This window comes from Glycomyces sp. NRRL B-16210 (assembly GCF_000719515.1).
Taxonomy (GTDB): domain Bacteria; phylum Actinomycetota; class Actinomycetes; order Mycobacteriales; family Micromonosporaceae; genus Glycomyces.
On record NZ_JOGR01000002.1, the window covers coordinates 19,666 to 35,903 of the forward strand.

The 16,238-nt window shown below is 70.9% G+C and carries 11 protein-coding genes; 9 read left to right on the top strand and 2 right to left on the bottom strand.

Features of this window, described 5'->3' with window-relative positions; translation table 11 throughout:
* The first annotated feature begins 17 nt into the window (after positions 1–17).
* From hemQ to IF12_RS0102975, 9 genes are all read left to right on the top strand, one after another.
* On the top strand, positions 18–746 hold the full coding sequence (gene hemQ / locus IF12_RS0102935) for a hydrogen peroxide-dependent heme synthase (protein WP_051703892.1): 729 nt from the start codon (positions 18–20) through the stop codon (positions 744–746).
* Positions 746–1,171 carry a S24/S26 family peptidase gene (locus tag IF12_RS22570; RefSeq protein WP_051703893.1) on the top strand — a complete coding sequence of 142 codons (426 nt, stop codon included), beginning with the start codon at positions 746–748 and terminating at the stop codon, positions 1,169–1,171. Before hemQ ends, IF12_RS22570 begins: the two co-directional genes overlap by 1 nt.
* Positions 1,172–1,349: 178 nt before the next feature.
* The gene (ilvD, locus tag IF12_RS0102945; RefSeq protein WP_030154368.1) at positions 1,350–3,194 is read left to right on the top strand and encodes a dihydroxy-acid dehydratase; all 1,845 of its coding nucleotides are present in this window, start codon (positions 1,350–1,352) and stop codon (positions 3,192–3,194) included.
* A 113-nt stretch (positions 3,195–3,307) separates the two neighbouring features.
* Positions 3,308–5,035, top strand: coding sequence for a hypothetical protein (locus tag IF12_RS0102950; protein WP_030154370.1), 1,728 nt, complete (start codon positions 3,308–3,310; stop codon positions 5,033–5,035).
* Between the two features lie 103 nt (positions 5,036–5,138).
* On the top strand, positions 5,139–7,856 hold the full coding sequence (locus tag IF12_RS23690; protein ID WP_051703894.1) for a bifunctional diguanylate cyclase/phosphodiesterase: 2,718 nt from the start codon (positions 5,139–5,141) through the stop codon (positions 7,854–7,856).
* 261 nt (positions 7,857–8,117) lie between these two features.
* On the top strand, positions 8,118–9,977 hold the full coding sequence (locus IF12_RS0102960) for an acetolactate synthase large subunit (RefSeq protein WP_081913066.1): 1,860 nt from the start codon (positions 8,118–8,120) through the stop codon (positions 9,975–9,977).
* Complete coding sequence (gene ilvN, locus IF12_RS0102965; RefSeq protein ID WP_030154376.1) at positions 9,977–10,498, top strand: acetolactate synthase small subunit; 522 nt, start codon at positions 9,977–9,979, stop codon at positions 10,496–10,498. The genes IF12_RS0102960 and ilvN overlap by 1 nt, the downstream gene beginning before the upstream one ends.
* Positions 10,499–10,517: 19 nt before the next feature.
* Entirely contained in the window at positions 10,518–11,528 is a 1,011-nt protein-coding gene (gene ilvC / locus IF12_RS0102970; protein WP_030154378.1) for a ketol-acid reductoisomerase, read from the top strand.
* A gap of 242 nt (positions 11,529–11,770) precedes the next feature.
* A complete protein-coding gene (locus IF12_RS0102975; protein ID WP_030154380.1) occupies positions 11,771–13,237 on the top strand; it encodes an ATP-binding protein in 1,467 nt (488 codons plus the stop codon).
* Between the two features lie 65 nt (positions 13,238–13,302).
* Here IF12_RS0102975 and IF12_RS0102980 read toward each other — a convergent pair whose 3' ends face one another.
* Positions 13,303–13,728, bottom strand: a complete 426-nt coding sequence (locus IF12_RS0102980; protein ID WP_030154382.1) for a roadblock/LC7 domain-containing protein — start codon at positions 13,726–13,728, stop codon at positions 13,303–13,305.
* Positions 13,729–13,743: 15 nt separating this feature from the next.
* Positions 13,744–16,230, bottom strand: a complete 2,487-nt coding sequence (locus IF12_RS0102985; protein ID WP_081913069.1) for an ATP-binding protein — start codon at positions 16,228–16,230, stop codon at positions 13,744–13,746.
* Positions 16,231–16,238: the final 8 nt, after the last annotated feature.

Consider the following 16,238-nt stretch of genomic DNA (forward strand, 5'->3'; position numbering starts at 1 on the left):
GACAGAAGGGCCGCAACGTGACCGAGCAGCCGACCTCTGAACGGCAATCCAACAACCCGAACGCCCAGCGCATCCGGGAGCTCAACGAGACCATCCGCTACACCCTGTGGTCGGTGTTCCGCGTCGAGGAGCCCATGCCCTCGATCCGCCAGGACCTCGCCGGCGACTCCGAGTCGTTCTTCGAGAAGCACTGCGGCGACCTCGGCGTGACCGTGCGCGGCACCTACGACCTCACCGGGCTGCGCGCCGACGCCGACCTCATGGTGTGGTGGCACGCCGAGTCCTCCGACCACCTCCAGAAGGCCTACGCCGACTTCCGCCGCTCCGCGCTCGGGCGCCACCTCGCCCCGGTCTGGTCCAACATGGCCCTGCACCGGCCCGCCGAGTTCAACCGCAGCCACCTCCCGGCGTTCCTCACCGAGGACCCGAAGGGCTACGTCTCGGTCTACCCGTTCGTGCGCTCCTACGACTGGTACCTGCTGCCCGACGACGAGCGCCGCGACATGCTCCGCGAGCACGGCCAGATGGCCCGCGACTACCCGGACGTGCGCGCCAACACCGTCCCGTCCTTCGCGCTGGGCGACTACGAGTGGATCCTCGCCTTCGAGGCCGACGAGCTGCACCGCATCGTCGACCTCATGCGCGAACTGCGCGCCTCCAGGGCCCGCCTCCACGTGCGCGAGGAGATCCCGTTCTACACCGGCAGGCGCCGCACCATCACCGACATCATCAACGACCTGCCGTAATGGGTTCCTCCGCCTGGATCTCGGTCTTGGCGCTGGTCGCGGCGGTCGCCTTGACCGCCGAGGGCGTGCGGCAGCTTCGCCGCCGGTGGGTCCTGGTCAAGGTCGAGGGCGTCTCGATGGAGCCGGCCCTGCGCGACGGGGCCGAGGTGCTCGCCAAGCGCACCCGGCGCGTGGCCGTGGGCGACGTGGTGGTCGTGGCCGCGCCCGATCCGGACCTGGGCTGGGCCGAGGAGCGGGCGCTTCGCGCCCCGTGGTGGGTCAAGCGGATCGCCGCCGGACCGGGTGAGCCCATGCCCGGCTCCGGCGGGGCGGTCCCGCCCGACCACTACTTCCTGCTCGGCGACAACCCCGCCGGCGAGGACTCGCGCCGCCACGGCCCCTGCCCGGCCGCGCTCGTCCTCGGCGTGATGGTTCGTGAGTTCTAGTCGCATTCCGGCGATGTCGGACCTCCGCGCTATATTTGCGCCAGGGGTCCCTTAAGGGGATATATCGGGAATATCAGGACTTGATCCGTTTCATGTTCTCGACTGCGCCTTGAAAACCAAGGGCATCCTAAGTTCCGGGCGCTTGATCCCAGTATTCAGGACGTGGCAGACTTGTTCCATGCCAGCGCTACGTTCACGCACTTCCACCCATGGCCGCCAGATGGCCGGCGCACGCGCGCTGTGGCGCGCCACCGGCATGACCGACTCCGACTTCGGCAAGCCGATCGTGGCCATCGCCAACTCCTACACCCAGTTCGTGCCCGGACACGTGCACCTCAAGAACATGGGCGACATCGTCGCCGAGGCCATCAGCGAGGCCGGGGGCGTCTCCAAGGAGTTCCACACCATCGCCGTCGACGACGGCATCGCCATGGGCCACGGCGGGATGCTCTACTCGCTGCCCAGCCGCGAGATCATCGCCGACTCCGTCGAGTACATGGTCAACGCCCACTGCGCCGACGCCCTGGTGTGCATCTCCAACTGCGACAAGATCACCCCCGGGATGCTCATGGCCGCCCTGCGGCTGAACATCCCGGTCGTCTTCGTCTCCGGCGGGCCCATGGAGGCCGGCAAGACCGTCGACAAGGACGGGATCGTCACCCAGAAGCTCGACCTCATCGACCCGATGATCGCCGCCGCGAACGACGACGTCTCGGACGCGCAGCTGCTCAAGATGGAAGAGGCCGCGTGCCCGACCTGCGGGTCGTGTTCGGGCATGTTCACCGCCAACTCGATGAACTGCCTCACCGAGGCCATGGGCCTGTCCCTGCCCGGCAACGGCTCCACCCTCGCCACCCACGCCGCCCGCCGCGAGCTGTTCTCCGAGGCCGGGCGCGTCGTGATGGACCTGGCGAAGCGCTACTACGAGCACGACGACGAGTCGGCCCTGCCGCGCAACATCGCCACCCGAGGGGCCTTCGAGAACGCCATGGCGCTCGACGTGGCCATGGGCGGCTCCACGAACACGATCCTGCACCTGCTGGCCGCCGCCCGCGAGGCCGAGCTCGACTTCAACGTCGCCGACATCGACGCGATCTCGCGCCGCGTGCCGTGCCTGTCGAAGGTCGCCCCGAACTCGCCGAAGTACCACATGGAGGACGTCCACCGCGCCGGCGGCATCCCCGCGATCCTCGGCGAGCTGTACCGCGGCGGCCTGCTCGACGACGCCGTGAGCACCATCCACTCGCCGTCGATGGCCGAGTGGCTCGGCAAGTGGGACATCCGCGCCGAGCGGCCCGCCCCCGAGGCGATCGAGCTGTACCACGCCGCGCCCGGCAACGTCCGCACCACCGAGGCGTTCTCCACCGCGAACCGGTGGGCGAGCCTCGACACCGACGCCGAGGACGGCTGCATCCGCTCGGTCGAGCACGCCTACACCAAGGACGGCGGCCTGGCGGTCCTATTCGGCAACCTCGCCGTGGACGGCTGCGTCGTCAAGGTCGCGGGCGTGCCCGAGGAGAACTGGACCTTCACCGGCCCCGCGCGCGTCTTCGAGTCCCAGGACGACGCGGTGCAGGGCATCCTCGACAAGTCCGTGAAGGAAGGCGAGGTCGTCGTCATCCGCTACGAGGGCCCCAAGGGCGGCCCCGGGATGCAGGAGATGCTCTACCCGACCTCGTTCCTCAAGGGCCGCGGCCTGGGCCGCAAGTGCGCGCTCATCACCGACGGGCGCTTCTCCGGCGGCACCTCCGGTCTCTCGATCGGCCACGTCAGCCCCGAAGCGGCCGGCGAGGGCCTCATCGCCCTGGTCGAGGACGGCGACCTCATCGAGATCGACATCCCGGCCCGGCGCCTCGAACTGCGGGTCGAGGACGCCGTGCTCGCCGAACGCCGTGTGGCCCAGGAGAAGCGCGAGCAGCCGTTCACCCCGGTGAACCGCGACCGCGTGGTCTCCAGAGCGCTCCAGGCCTACGCCGCCATGGCGACCCCGGCCAGCGACGGCGCCGTCCGCAAGGTCGGTTAGCGCCGACCGCATCGTTGCCGAACGGCGGGGTCCCCCTCACGGACCCCGCCGTTTGCGTCCCCCGGGCAGAATGGGGACGCCCACCCGCCCCCGACGACCCCCGGAGCAGTGCCATGACCCGTGTGACCAACTGGTGGAGCGGTGACTACGACCAGAACCGCGCGATCAACGACCTCGACGAGGAGCTCGCGGCCGAGCGCGCCGCGCGCCACCAGCAGAACCGCCGCCTCCAGGAGACCCGCAGCCAGCTCGACAAGAGCCTCAAGAAGGTCGACTCCAAGCTCAGCGGCGTGTCCGAGCGCATCGACACGGTCCTCAACTGGACCGAACTGCGCTTCCAGCTCCTCGAGTTCGACGAGTACCAGGCGCGCAAGGACATCCGCAAGACCTTCCGGGCCCTCGCCGAGAACCGCCCGGCCCTGCCGCCCGAGTTCGAGGACGTGCCCGGCTACTGGCTGCCGCCCGCGGCCGCCGCGGTCCTGCCGCTGATCCTGCGCGAGCGCTCGACCATCGCCACCTCGCACTCGTTGCCGTTCGCCGACCTCAAGTCCGGGTTCGAGGCCGCCCGCGAGCGCGACGGGGTCCGTGCCGAGCTGTTCAACCTCGCCGTCGGCCGCAGCTTCGACCAGCCCGCGCTCATCGACGCCGCCGTCCTGCGCCTGCTCGGCGAGCCGACGGACCTGGGTTTCGCGAGCCGGAGGCACCCCGAGTACGACACCGCCGAGCCCCAGGTCGCCGCGAGCTGGCGCACCCTGTGGGAGCAGACCGTCCTCGGCGAGTTCGGGCCCGGCGCCGTCGAGCAGCTCCGGACCGTTCTGCGCGAGCGCTTCGACCCCGACGCGGTCGACGCGACCGAACTGGAGGCCTGGGACCTCGCCATCGCGACCTTCGGCGCCGAGGACGGCAAGTGGCCCTCCAAGGCCGAGGCCTACGAACCCCTCGCCGCCCACCTCGCCGAGGGGGAGGAGACCGTGGCCGGCGGTGTTCTTCCCGGCGGCATCACCTCCGACGGTCTTGCGTCCGGCGGTCTTACCTCCGGCGGCACCGCTCTCGAGACCACTGCCCTTGACACCTCAGTCCTCGACACCACCACCCTCGACACCACCGCCTTCGAGAACACCGCCCCCGCCCGCGACGACCGGGCCTGGCACCGCTACCTCCAGGAGCTCATCGAGGAGCCCAGCCCCGCCGAACTCCCGCTCGTGCGGGAGATGGAGGCCCTCGAACTCGCCGACGCCGACGCGAGCAGCCGCCCCACCTGGAGCGGGTCGGCCGGCACCGTCGCCTCGCTGCTGCGCCGCGACCTGTTCGACCCCGAAGGCCCCCTCGCCCTGCGCCGCTTCGCCCTCGACCTGGCCGGGCCGCTGCTGCGCTCGCGCCTCCAGGAGCCCGAGCCGCCCGCGCCCCCCGCCGTCGTCCTCGTCAAGCGCCGCTCCCTCACCGTCGAGGTCACCGCCAAGGGCCACGACAAGAAGCAGGCCGCCGCCGTCGAGTCCCGCATCGCCCAGGCCGGTCAGGCCGCGCCGTCCAAGGCCGGCCCCGGCGGCGTCGCCGCCGTCCTGCTCGCGCTCGCCGCGATCATGGTCTTCACCGGCCAGTGGTTCGTCGCGATCCTGTTCGCCCTCGCCACCCTGGTCCCGTACTGGTGGTTCCGCGGCCAGGTCGCCGACCACGCCAAGGACCTGAGCCGACGCGAGGACCAGCTCGCCGACCTGCGCGCCGCCCTCGCCAAGGCCCGCGAGGAGGCCGCCGCGCAGGACGTGCGCATCACCGAGCGCCGCACCGCCGACGTGCGGGCCCGCGAGATCCTCCTGGAGGCCCTCCCCGCCGTCGAGAACTGACCCGAATCGGACTTCTTGTCCGACACCCCGAGGGCCCGGTACGGAAACCCGACACCATGCGGCATCCTGTAAAGCACGAGCCTTCCTACGATTGGGCCAGTGGATGACGCCAACCCCCCGCCGCGTCCGGCAGTCGCTGTCGTGGATCGCGACCGCCGCAGTCTGGTTCTCCGTGCTCACCGCGGCCCTCGTCGTCGGCGCCAGGCCCGCGCCGGGGCTCATCGACCAGGACACCGCGGCCGCCCTCGGCGGCGTCGGCACCGCCTGCGCCGGGCTGCTCATGTGGCGCGCCGCCGGCCGCATCGCACCCGGTCGCCGCGTCACCTACCAGCTCCTCGCCGCCGGCATCCAGACCACCGGCGCGACCGTGGCCGCCGCCTGCTGGCTGCCCGGCGGCGCCGCCGACCTCGTCGCCGGCGCGGGCTTCTCGGCCGCCATCGTGCTGTGGGCCCTCGCGCTGCTGCGCCTGCCCGACAACGGCTGGGCGCCCCAGGCGGTGCAGCGCCGCCTCGTCGACGGCACCTTCGTGGGCCTGTGCATCCTCTTCACCTTCTGGCTCCTGGTCGGCCGGCCCCTGTTCGAACTCCACCGCAGCCGCCTCGCCGACGGCGACCTCGCCATCGTCATCCCCGGCATGATGGGCGCCATCATGCTCGGCGTCGGCCTCACCACCACCTTCCGCATCCGCCGCTGGCGCCGCCGCCACGCCTTCGCCTACATCGCGGTCTTCGCCGTCCACTTCACCGGCATGTCCATGTACGCCGCCTGGCAGTGGGACCGCCCCGAGGAGCGGGTCCTGTGGTGGTCGGTCGCCTGGGTCGCCACCTGCGCGGCCCTGCTCGGGGTCACCTACCTCGCCCGCAACCAGAAGCCCGCGGTGGACGACAAGCCCAGCTACCCGGGGGTCCACTACGGGGTCATGGCCGGCTCCGGCGGCCTCGCAGCCGCGGCCGTCCTCGTGAACGGCGCCCGTGAGGGAGCCCTCCCACTCGACGCCGCCCTCCTCGGCCTCGCCGCCGCCGGAGCCCTCGGCGCCCGGCTCGTCCTCACCTACTTCGACGTCCGCCGCGTCACCGGCGAGGCCGGCGCCCGCCAGCGCCGGCTCTCGGCGATCGTCGGCGTCGCCTCCGACACCGTCCTCGTGCTCGACCCCGACCCCGACTCCCGCTTCACCGTCACCTGGCGTCCCGAGGACTCCGCCTGGAGCCCGGCGACCGAGACCGGACGCTGCGTCGGCGCCTCCTTCCTCGACCTCGTCCACATCGACGACCGCCGCGGCGCCGAGGAGGACCTGCGCTCGCTCCTCGACGGCTACGGCCAATCCAGCCAGAGCGGCCACGTCACCCTCAACGTGCGCATCCGCGACGCGAACCGCCGCTGGCGCCACACCGAGGCGGTCGTCAGCGACCTCCGCGGCAAGCCCCAGGTGCGCGGGCTCGTCGCCCGCATCCAGGACATCGGCGCGCGCCGCAGCCTCGAATCCGAGCTCGCCCGCATGGCCTACACCGACCCGCTCACCGGTCTGGCGAACCGCCGGGCGCTCCTCCAGAGCCTTGAGGACGGCGTCGCCGCCGAGGAGCACCGCACCGCGCTGCTGCTGCTCGACCTCGACGGCTTCAAGAACGTCAACGACACCCGCGGCCACGACTTCGGCGACGAGCTGCTCGTCGAGGTCTCCCGGCGCATCAAGGAGCTGCTGCGCCCCACCGACGTCGGCGCCCGCCTGGGCGGGGACGAGTTCGCGATCCTGCTGCGCGCCAGCCGCGCCGAGGCCGTAGCGACCGCGAAATCCCTCGTCGAGCGCCTCGCCGAACCGCACGAGTTCCACGACGAGTCCACCGTGTTCACCACCGGCTCGGTCGGCATCGCCACCGCCGCCGACGGGCTCGACGACCCCGAGGTCCTCCTGCGCAACGCCGACCTCGCCCTGCGCGCAGCGAAGCAGGCCGGGAAGAACCGCTACGCGTCCTACGACGCCGAGTTCGACCGCCTGGTGCGCCGCAAGAACGAGCTGACCCACGAGCTGCGCGGGGCCATCGCCCGCGACGAGCTGCGCCTGGTCTACCAGCCGGTGTTCTCCGTCGCCGACCGCACCATCGTCGGCGCCGAGGCCCTCATGCGCTGGAACCACCCGCGCCTGGGGAACGTGAGCCCCGGCGAGTTCATCCCCGCCGCGACCGAGTCGGGCCTGACCCAGGACCTCGCGGTGTGGACGGTCACCCGCGCGGCCGACCAGCTCGCGGCCTGGCACTCGGCCGGCATCAAGGCCTGGATCTCGGTGAACGTCTCGGTCAAGGAGCTCCACACCCACCTGTTCGCGACCGAGGTCAACACCGCGCTCATCTCCGCGGGCGTCCCGGCCCGGCGCCTGGTGCTCGAAGTCACCGAGCACGACTTCTCCCACCAGATGAACACCCTCATCGCCCAGCTCGGGGCCCTGCGGGGCGCCGGGGTGCGGATCGCCTTGGACGACTTCGGGTCCGGGTACTCCTCGCTCGGCCAGCTCGACCGGCTCCCGGTCGACATCCTCAAGATCGACCGCGACCTCATCGCCAAGGACGACGGCGGCGTCGGGCCCCTCGCCGCGGTCACCGTCGAACTCGGTCGCCTGCTCGGCATGGAGGTCATCGCCGAGGGCGTCGAGACCGACACCCAGCTCCAGGCCATGATCGCCGCCCAGGCCCCGCTCGTGCAGGGCTACCTGCTCGCCAAGCCGATGGAGCCGGACGACCTGACACGGTGGCTCACCGAGGAGCCGCTGGCGCTGCCGCCGGCCCCGCGCGACACGCCCGACGACGTCCCGGAGTCTGAGAAAAGTTGACTCACGGGCCGGAATCGTGCATCCTGGGGAGCGTGCTGAATGAGAAGCGGGCGCTCCACGGACGTGGAGGTGAGCCGCAGAACTACGACCTGACTGCGACCGAGGCTCCCGCCCGGCCGCTCATCGTAGTACTTACCTAGCGCACCGTCGTTCTCTGACGGTGCGCTCGCCCCGTGCGTCTTTGCACGCGGGCGATTTTTTCTGCCCGGAGAGCGACGCCATACCTCGAAACAGCCGATCAATCCCTATTGGATGAAGGACATGAGCACACCAGTGAAGGCACCGAAGCCAGGGCCGCAGGCTGTCAAGGCTCAGCCCGCCAGGCCGAAGGCACCCAGGCCGGCCCCCCCGCTCGGCGCGCCCGCCGCCGCGCCCGTCCTCACCGGAGCGCAGGCCGTCGTCCGCGCGCTCGAAGAGCTCGACGTCGAGGCCGTCTTCGGCATCCCGGGCGGCGCGATCCTCCCGGCCTACGACCCGCTCCTGGACTCCGAGCAGGTCCGCCACATCCTCGTCCGCCACGAGCAGGGCGCCGGCCACGCCGCCCAGGGCTACGCCCTCGCCACCGGCAAGGTCGGCGTGTGCATGGCCACCTCCGGCCCCGGCGCGACCAACCTGGTGACGCCCCTGGCCGACGCCCACATGGACTCGGTCCCGATCGTGGCCATCACCGGCCAGGTCGCCTCGGCGGCGATCGGCACGGACGCCTTCCAGGAAGCCGACATCTGCGGCATCACCATGCCGATCACCAAGCACTCCTACCTGGTCACCTCCGTGGAGGAGATCCCGCGGGTGCTCGCCGAGGCCTTCTACGTGGCCGCCTCGGGCCGCCCCGGCCCGGTTCTGGTCGACATCCCCAAGGACATCCTGAGCACCACCGGCTCCTTCGTGTGGCCGCCCAAGATGGACCTGCCCGGCTACCGGCCCACGACGCAGCCCCACGGCAAGCAGATCCGCGAGGCCGCCGCGCTCATCGCCGAGTCCAAGCGCCCCGTGCTCTACGTCGGCGGCGGCGTCGTCAAGTCCGGCGCGCACGCCGAGCTGCTGGCGCTGGCCGAGCTGACCGGCGCGCCGGTCATCACCACCCTCATGGCGAGGGGCGCCTTCCCCGACTCGCACCCGCAGCACCTGGGCATGCCCGGGATGCACGGCACGGTCCCGGCGGTGCACGCGCTCCAGAAGTCCGACCTCCTGGTGGCCCTGGGCGCCCGCTTCGACGACCGCGTCACCGGCAAGCTCTCCTCCTTCGCGCCGGACGCGAAGGTCGTCCACGTGGACATCGACCCGGCCGAGATCGGCAAGAACCGCGAGGCCGACGTGCCGATCGTGGGCGACTGCAAGGCCGCCATCGCGGCGATGATCGAGGCCTACGGCGACCCCGGCAAGGAGCGCCTGAAGGTCTGGTGGGAGACCCTCGACGACCTCAAGGCCCGCTACCCGCTGGGCTACACCGACATCGACGACGGCCTGCCGGCCCCGCAGTACGTGATCGAGCGGCTCGGCGAGCTCGCCCCGGCCGACACGATCTGGACCACCGGCGTGGGCCAGCACCAGATGTGGGCCAGCCAGTTCATCTCCTACGAGAAGCCGGGCACGTTCCTCAACTCCGGCGGCCTGGGCACCATGGGCTTCGCCGTCCCCGCGGCCATGGGCGCCAAGCTCGGGCGGATGGACCGCACCGTGTGGGCCATCGACGGCGACGGCTGCTTCCAGATGACCAACCAGGAGCTGGCGACCTGCTCGATCGAGGGCATCCCGATCAAGGTCGCGGTCATCAACAACGGCAACCTCGGCATGGTGCGCCAGTGGCAGACCCTGTTCTACGAGAAGCGCTACTCCAACACCGACCTGTCCACCCACCACTCCGAGGCCTCCCCGCGGGTGCCGGACTTCGTGAAGCTCGCCGAGGCCCTCGGCTGCGTGGGCCTGCGGGCCGAGCGCGACGAAGAGGTGGACGCGATCATCGAGCAGGCCAACGCGATCAACGACCGCCCGGTGGTCGTCGACTTCACCGTCGGCCCCGACGCCATGGTCTGGCCGATGGTCCCGGCCGGGGTCTCCAACGACGAGATCCTCTACGCGCGCGACGTGCGCCCGAACTTCGACGACGAGGGGCAGATCTGATGAGCGTCCACACGCTTTCCGTCCTGGTCGAGAACAAGCCGGGCGTCCTCGCCCGCGTCGCGGCCCTGTTCTCCAGGCGCGGCTTCAACATCGACTCCCTCGCCGTCGGCGAGACCGAGCACCCCGGCGTCAGCCGCATCACGATCGTGGTGGACGTCGAGGCGGGCTCGCTGGAGCAGGTCACCAAGCAGCTCAACAAGCTCATCCACGTCCTCAAGATCGTGGAGCTGGAGGCGGGCTCGTCCGTGCAGCGCGAACTGCTGCTGGTGAAGGTCCGCGCCGACGCCGCCACCCGCGGCCAGGTGATCGCCGCGGCCGAGCTGTTCAAGGCCCGCTCGGTCGACGTCACACCCGACACGGTCACCTTCGAGGTCACCGGGAACTCCGACAAGATCGAGGCGTTCCTGGAAGTCCTGGAGCCGTTCGGGATCAAGGAGCTCGTCCAGTCGGGGACCGTCGCGCTGGGGCGCGGCGCCAAGTCCATGGCCTCGCTGTCCCGCTACGTCTCACCGAACAATTAAGTCAAGAAGGAAGCATCGCATGTCCGCTGAAGTGTTCTACGACGACGACGCCGACCTGGCCCTGATCCAGGGCAAGAAGGTCGCCGTCCTCGGCTACGGCTCGCAGGGCCACGCCCACTCGCTGAGCCTGCGCGACTCCGGGGTCGAGGTCGTCATCGGCCTCCAGGAGAACTCCAAGTCGCGTCCGAAGGCCGAGGAGGCGGGCCTGAAGGTGCTCACGCCGGCCGAGGCCGCCGCATGGGCCGACGTCATCATGATCCTGGTCCCGGACACCGTGCAGGCCAAGCTGTACGCCGACGAGATCGCCCCGAACCTGAGCTCGGGCAAGACCCTGCTGTTCGGCCACGGCTTCAACATCCGCTACGACCTGATCCAGCCGCCGGCCGACGTCAACGTCGGCATGGTCGCCCCGAAGGGCCCGGGCCACATGGTCCGCCGCCAGTTCGTGGACGGCAAGGGCGTGCCCGCGCTGGTCGCGGTGGAGCAGGACCCGTCGGGCGACACCCAGGCGGTGGCGCTCTCCTACGCGAAGGCGATCGGCGGCACCCGCGCGGGCGTCCTGAAGACCACCTTCAAGGAGGAGACCGAGACCGACCTGTTCGGCGAGCAGGCCGTGCTGTGCGGCGGGGCCGCCGAGCTCATCAAGGCCGGCTTCGAGACGCTGACCGAGGCGGGCTACGCCCCCGAGGCCGCGTACTTCGAGTGCCTGCACGAGCTCAAGCTCATCGTGGACATGATCTACGAGGGCGGCATCGCGAACATGTGGTACTCCGTCTCGGACACCGCCGAGTACGGCGGCCTGACCCGCGGACCGCGCGTGGTCAACGCCGAGACCAAGGCCGAGATGAAGCGCATCCTCACCGAGATCCAGGATGGCACCTTCGCCAAGGAATGGGTCGCGGAGTCCGAGAAGCGCGAGAACTACAAGAAGCTCCAGGCCGAGCAGAACGACCACCAGATCGAAGAGACCGGCAAGAAGATGCGCGACCTCATGCCCTGGGTCCAGCGCAAGATCACCGAAACGGCGTAGCCGCGCAGTGATCCAGGAGGCTCAGGACGGAGACGGCGGAGCCGCGAAGCGGCCCAGACGTCTCAGCACTGAAGCCGCCTGAAGTCCGAAGCATATGAATGGCCGGGAACCGCATCGCGGTTCCCGGCCATTCACATACCTGGACCATCTCGGAACTCGACCTCCGCACGGCGATCCCGAACACAGCTTGAATTACTAGGGGTATAGTTTTATAAACCGTATCCCTATAAAGCGGAGGCCGGGTGGAGAAGCCCCAGGAGATGTTCGACCGCGAGTCCGAGTGGGCCGCGCTGGAGCGGTTCGTCGCCGACGACCGTCCCGGGGCCACTCTCGGCGTGGTCTCCGGGCGCCGGCGCCAAGGCAAGACGTTCCTGCTCGACGCGGTCGTACGAGCGACCGGCGGGTTCTACTTCGGCGCCACCGAGGCCGCCGACGCCGAGTCGCTGCGCCGCTTCAGCGACTCGCTCACCCGCTTCGCGACGCCGCCGACCGCCTTCCACTTCGCGGACTGGTTCGAAGCGATCGACGCGGTCCTCGCCCTCGGGCGCGAACGCTCGATTCCCGTGGTCATCGACGAATTTCCCTACCTCGCGCGCGCGAACCCCGAGCTTCCCTCGATCCTCCAGCAGGCCTTCGGACCGCTGCGGCCCGAGCGGACGGCGTCCCGGACGCGGCTGCTGCTGTGCGGCTCCGCCATGTCGTTCATGGGACGCCTGCTGTCCGGCGGCGCGCCGCTGCGCGGCCGGGCCGGGCTCGAACTCCTGGTACCGCCGTTGGACTACCGCAAGGCCGCCGAGTTCTGGGGGATCGGCGACCCCGGCCTCGCGATGCGGACGCACGCGGTGGTCGGCGGCACTCCCGCCTACCCCAACGAGTTCCTGCGCGGCGACACGCCGCGCGACCGCGAGGACTTCGACGACTGGGTGATCCGGACGGTGCTCAACCCGCAGACCCCGCTGTTCCGGGAGGGCCGCTACTTGCTCGCGGAGGAAGCCGACGTGCGCGACCCGGCCCTGTACCTCTCGGTCCTGTCCGCCGTGGCCGACGGCAACGCCACGCGCAACGGGATCGCGGCCTACCTGGGGCGCAAGGCCGTCGACATCGCGCACCCGATCGACGTCCTCGAAGACATCGGCCTCCTGCGCCGCGACGCCGACGCCTTCCGCAAGAACCGCTCGGCGTACCGCATCGCCGAGCCGCTGATCGCCTTCTACGCCGGCGTCATGCGCCCCATGTGGGACCAGTTGCAGCGGCCGGGCATGGCCGCGCGGGTCTGGAAGACCAGCCGACGCCGATTCGACAGCAAGATCCTCGGACCGCACTTCGAGCAGCTCTGCCGGGACTGGGCGCTCTACCACGCCGATCCGGACCGGTTCGGCGATCTGCCCACCTCCGTCGCCAGCGGCGTGGTCAACGACCCCGCCGCCAAGACCTCCCACGAGGTCGATGTCGCGGTGATCGCCGCCTCCGGCGAGGGGCGCCCGCGCCTCCTCGCGATCGGCGAGGCCAAATGGCAGGAAGTCATGGGACGGGCCCATCTCGAACGGCTCGAACGCATCCGGCACCTGCTGCAAGCCGCCGGGACCTTCGACACGTCCGCGACGCGCCTCATGTGCCTGTCCGGCGCGGGGCACAACGACCACCTCGCCGCGCTCGCCGCAGAACGCGAGGACCTGCTCCTGATCGGCCTGCCCGAGCTGTACGGCTGAGCCGCGGCAACAGTCGCAGAGCGACGGCCGGGAACCGCATCGCGGTTCCCGGCCTTTTCTCGTCGTTACTGGTACTGCTGCTGCTGGTAGTACTGGGCGTTGGCCACCTGGCGGGCGGCCGGGGTCAGGGCCGGACCCACCTGGTTGATCAGGTTCGCGAGCTCGTGCCCGACCTGGCCGATGTCGCAGTGCAGGCCCGCCAGCGCCAGCAGGCTCGCGCCGCTGGACACCGACATCGAGAACATGAAGCCGCCGTTCATCTCGGTCAGGTTGCTGATCACCGGGTCCGCCTGGAGGGACCGGGCGGCCCCCGCCAGCAGGCTCGTCAGACCCGAGGCGATGGCCGACAACCGCTCCGCCTCATCTCGCGGCAGGGTGTTGTTGGACGCGATCAGCAGTCCGTCGGCCGCAACGGCGATCACGTGCGTCACGTGCGGCACCCGGCCTACGAAGTCGTTGAGAAGGAAGTCCAATTGTGCGCTGGTGGTCATGGGTCGATCCTCGGGTCAATTGTCATTTGTGGAGGTGGGAGTCCTACTGCCGGAGAGTCCGCGCGCGTACGCCGAGTACGTCGCCCCGATGCTCTTCGGATTCCGCTCGATGGGCCTGCCGTCCTGTCCGGCGGAGGGCGCGATCGCGCCGGGGACCAGGTTCGACATCGGCTGCCGCTGCGGCAGCCCGTTCGCGCCGGTCACCAGCGACCCCGGCTCGGCCTGGGGCAGCGGGTGCCCCGCCCTGAGCGAGGGGTCGGCGTGGACGACCTGCACGTCGAACTTGATCTCGGGCAGCTCGGTGAGGAGGGCCGAGGTGGCCGAGCCGAGTTCGGGCATGGGGCGGCCCACCGCCGCCACACCGCGGGCCGGCGCCGCGGTCAGCGCCCGGGGCCCGTTCGGGTCGGGCTCCGTCTGCGGCTGACCGTCCGCCCCCGCGCCCTGGGCGAACAGCGGGGCGTTCGCGCGCTGACGCGGTGACTGGATCTGCCGGGACGCGATCGAGGCGGACACCGGTTCGGTCCGCTCCGGCTCGGTGAAGGAGAGCAGCGGCGTGGGGATGACCACCTCGACGACGATGCCGCCGCCGACCGAGGGGCGCATCTCGATCTCGATGCCGTGCCTGGCGGCCAGGAATCCCACCACCGTCAGGCCCATCGCCTGCATCGCCTCCAGGTCGACCGGGGTCTCCTGGCGCAGCCGCTCGTTGAATCGCTCCAGGCGTTCGGGCTCGATGCCGATGCCGTGGTCGCGGACTTGGATGATCACCTTCCCGGTCACGACGCGCGCCGTGACCTCTGTGGCGGATTCGGAGTAGCGGGTGGCGTTGTCCATCAGCTCGGCGAGGAGCTGGACGACGTCGTCGACCACGTCGGCCTTCACCCACGCGCCCTCGTCGGACAGCACGTCGACGCGGGTGTAGTACTCGATGCGGCTCTGGGCGGCGGTCAGCACGTCGCCCACCTTCGCGTCGGTGGTCCGGACCTTCGCCGCCGAGGACCCGCCCAGGACGAGCAGGCTGTCGTTGGCGCGGCCGATGAGCGAGGCGAGGTGGTCGAGCCGGAAGAGCCGCTGGAGGCGCTCGGGGTCCTGCTCGTTGCGCTCGGCCTCGTCGAGTTCGGCGGTGAGGCGGCCGGTCAGCGAGTGGCCGCGCCGCGCCAGGCGCACGAAGATCGCGCCGACGTGGAAGCGCAGCAGCGCCTGCTGGGCGGAGACGCGGATCGCCTCGCGGTGGACGATGTTGAACGCCTCGCCGACCTCGCTGAGCTCGTCCTTGCCCTGGACTTGCAGTGGCGAGGGCGTGCGCGCGGCGAACTGGAACGGGCTCAGGCCTCCCAGTCCCTGCTGCTGGTCGACGCGCTTGACGGCCAGCGGGAGGTCGACCATGGCGATCTGGCGGGCCGAGCCCGACAGGTCGCGCAGGCCCCTGGTGACCGACCGGCCGATGCCGTAGGCGATGAGGACGGCGAGCGCGAGCGCGATGACGGCGATGAGGCTCTCGACGGCCAGGCGTCGCAGGGCCGCGGAGGTGATGGCCTCGGCCCGCTCGTCGGCGTCGGTCAGCGCCGCGACGACGAGCGCGGAGGTGGCCTCGTGCCGGGCGTCGTAGGCGTCCATGAGGGCGGCGTGGTCGACGGCCTGGTTGTCGTCGGAGCGCGAACCGGCGACGGCGCTCTCGAAGCCGTTGGCGCCGCGGGCCTCGGCCGAGCCGATCCCGCCGACCTTGAACACCGAGGCGTCGGGGTCGGTCTGGACGACGATGCGGCGGTACTCGTTGAGCGACTCCTCGCGGGCGGCCGACAGCCGCATGAAGGTGCGGTGCTTGCCGGCCAGCGGTTTGCCGTCCTCCAGGGACAGGATGAGCAGCCGGAGCTGCTCGGAGTACTCGTCGATGTCGGACAGGAGGCTCGCGGTGCGCAGCAGCCGCGAGAGCTCGGCGCTGCCGGCGACGTCGACGGCGCGGTCGATCACGGCCGAGAGGCGGTTGATGACCGAGTTGTACACGGTCAGGTGGACGGCGTCGACGGTGCCGTCGTGGACGGCCCGGCGGGAGGTCGCGAGCCGGTCCAGCGGCGTGTCGGCGCGGTTGAGCAGCGCGATGGTCTCGGCGTCGAGGACGAGTTCGGACCGGGTGGCGTCGAGGGCGTCGAGCGCGTCCTCGGTGGCGGTCTGGCGCTGCGAGAACCGGGCGAGCAGCGCGGCGGGGTCGGCGCCGGTGTCCTCCTGGTACACCAGTTGCGCGGCGTCGGTCCGCTCGGCCTGGAGCGCGTCGATCACGGCGTTGACGTCGCCGACGAGTTCGACCGCGTCGGCGGTGGCGCCGACCTCGCGGGCCTCCCCGGCGGATTCGACGAGCCGCACCGCGACCATGCTCGCGAGGGTGAGGGCCGGGACGAGCAGCATCGCCGCCAGCTTGGTCCGGATCCTGACGCGCGACAAGAGGCGGCGGCGCTGCTTCCGGTGTACGGCCGTGGGCGCCGGCTCTGGTTGCTCATCGTTCATCTCAGGGG

Bases quoted from the DNA above. Each gene is read 5' to 3' on its own strand.
- IF12_RS22570 (WP_051703893.1), top strand. From the start codon at position 746: ATGGGTTCCTCCGCCTGGATCTCGGTCTTGGCGCTGGTCGCGGCGGTC.
- IF12_RS0102950 (WP_030154370.1), top strand. From the start codon at position 3,308: ATGACCCGTGTGACCAACTGGTGGAGCGGTGACTACGACCAGAACCGC.
- IF12_RS23690 (WP_051703894.1), top strand. From the start codon at position 5,139: ATGACGCCAACCCCCCGCCGCGTCCGGCAGTCGCTGTCGTGGATCGCG.
- ilvD (WP_030154368.1), top strand. From the start codon at position 1,350: ATGCCAGCGCTACGTTCACGCACTTCCACCCATGGCCGCCAGATGGCC.
- IF12_RS0102985 (WP_081913069.1), bottom strand. From the start codon at position 16,230: ATGAACGATGAGCAACCAGAGCCGGCGCCCACGGCCGTACACCGGAAG.
- ilvN (WP_030154376.1), top strand. From the start codon at position 9,977: ATGAGCGTCCACACGCTTTCCGTCCTGGTCGAGAACAAGCCGGGCGTC.
- IF12_RS0102980 (WP_030154382.1), bottom strand. From the start codon at position 13,728: ATGACCACCAGCGCACAATTGGACTTCCTTCTCAACGACTTCGTAGGC.
- ilvC (WP_030154378.1), top strand. From the start codon at position 10,518: ATGTCCGCTGAAGTGTTCTACGACGACGACGCCGACCTGGCCCTGATC.
- IF12_RS0102960 (WP_081913066.1), top strand. From the start codon at position 8,118: ATGAGCACACCAGTGAAGGCACCGAAGCCAGGGCCGCAGGCTGTCAAG.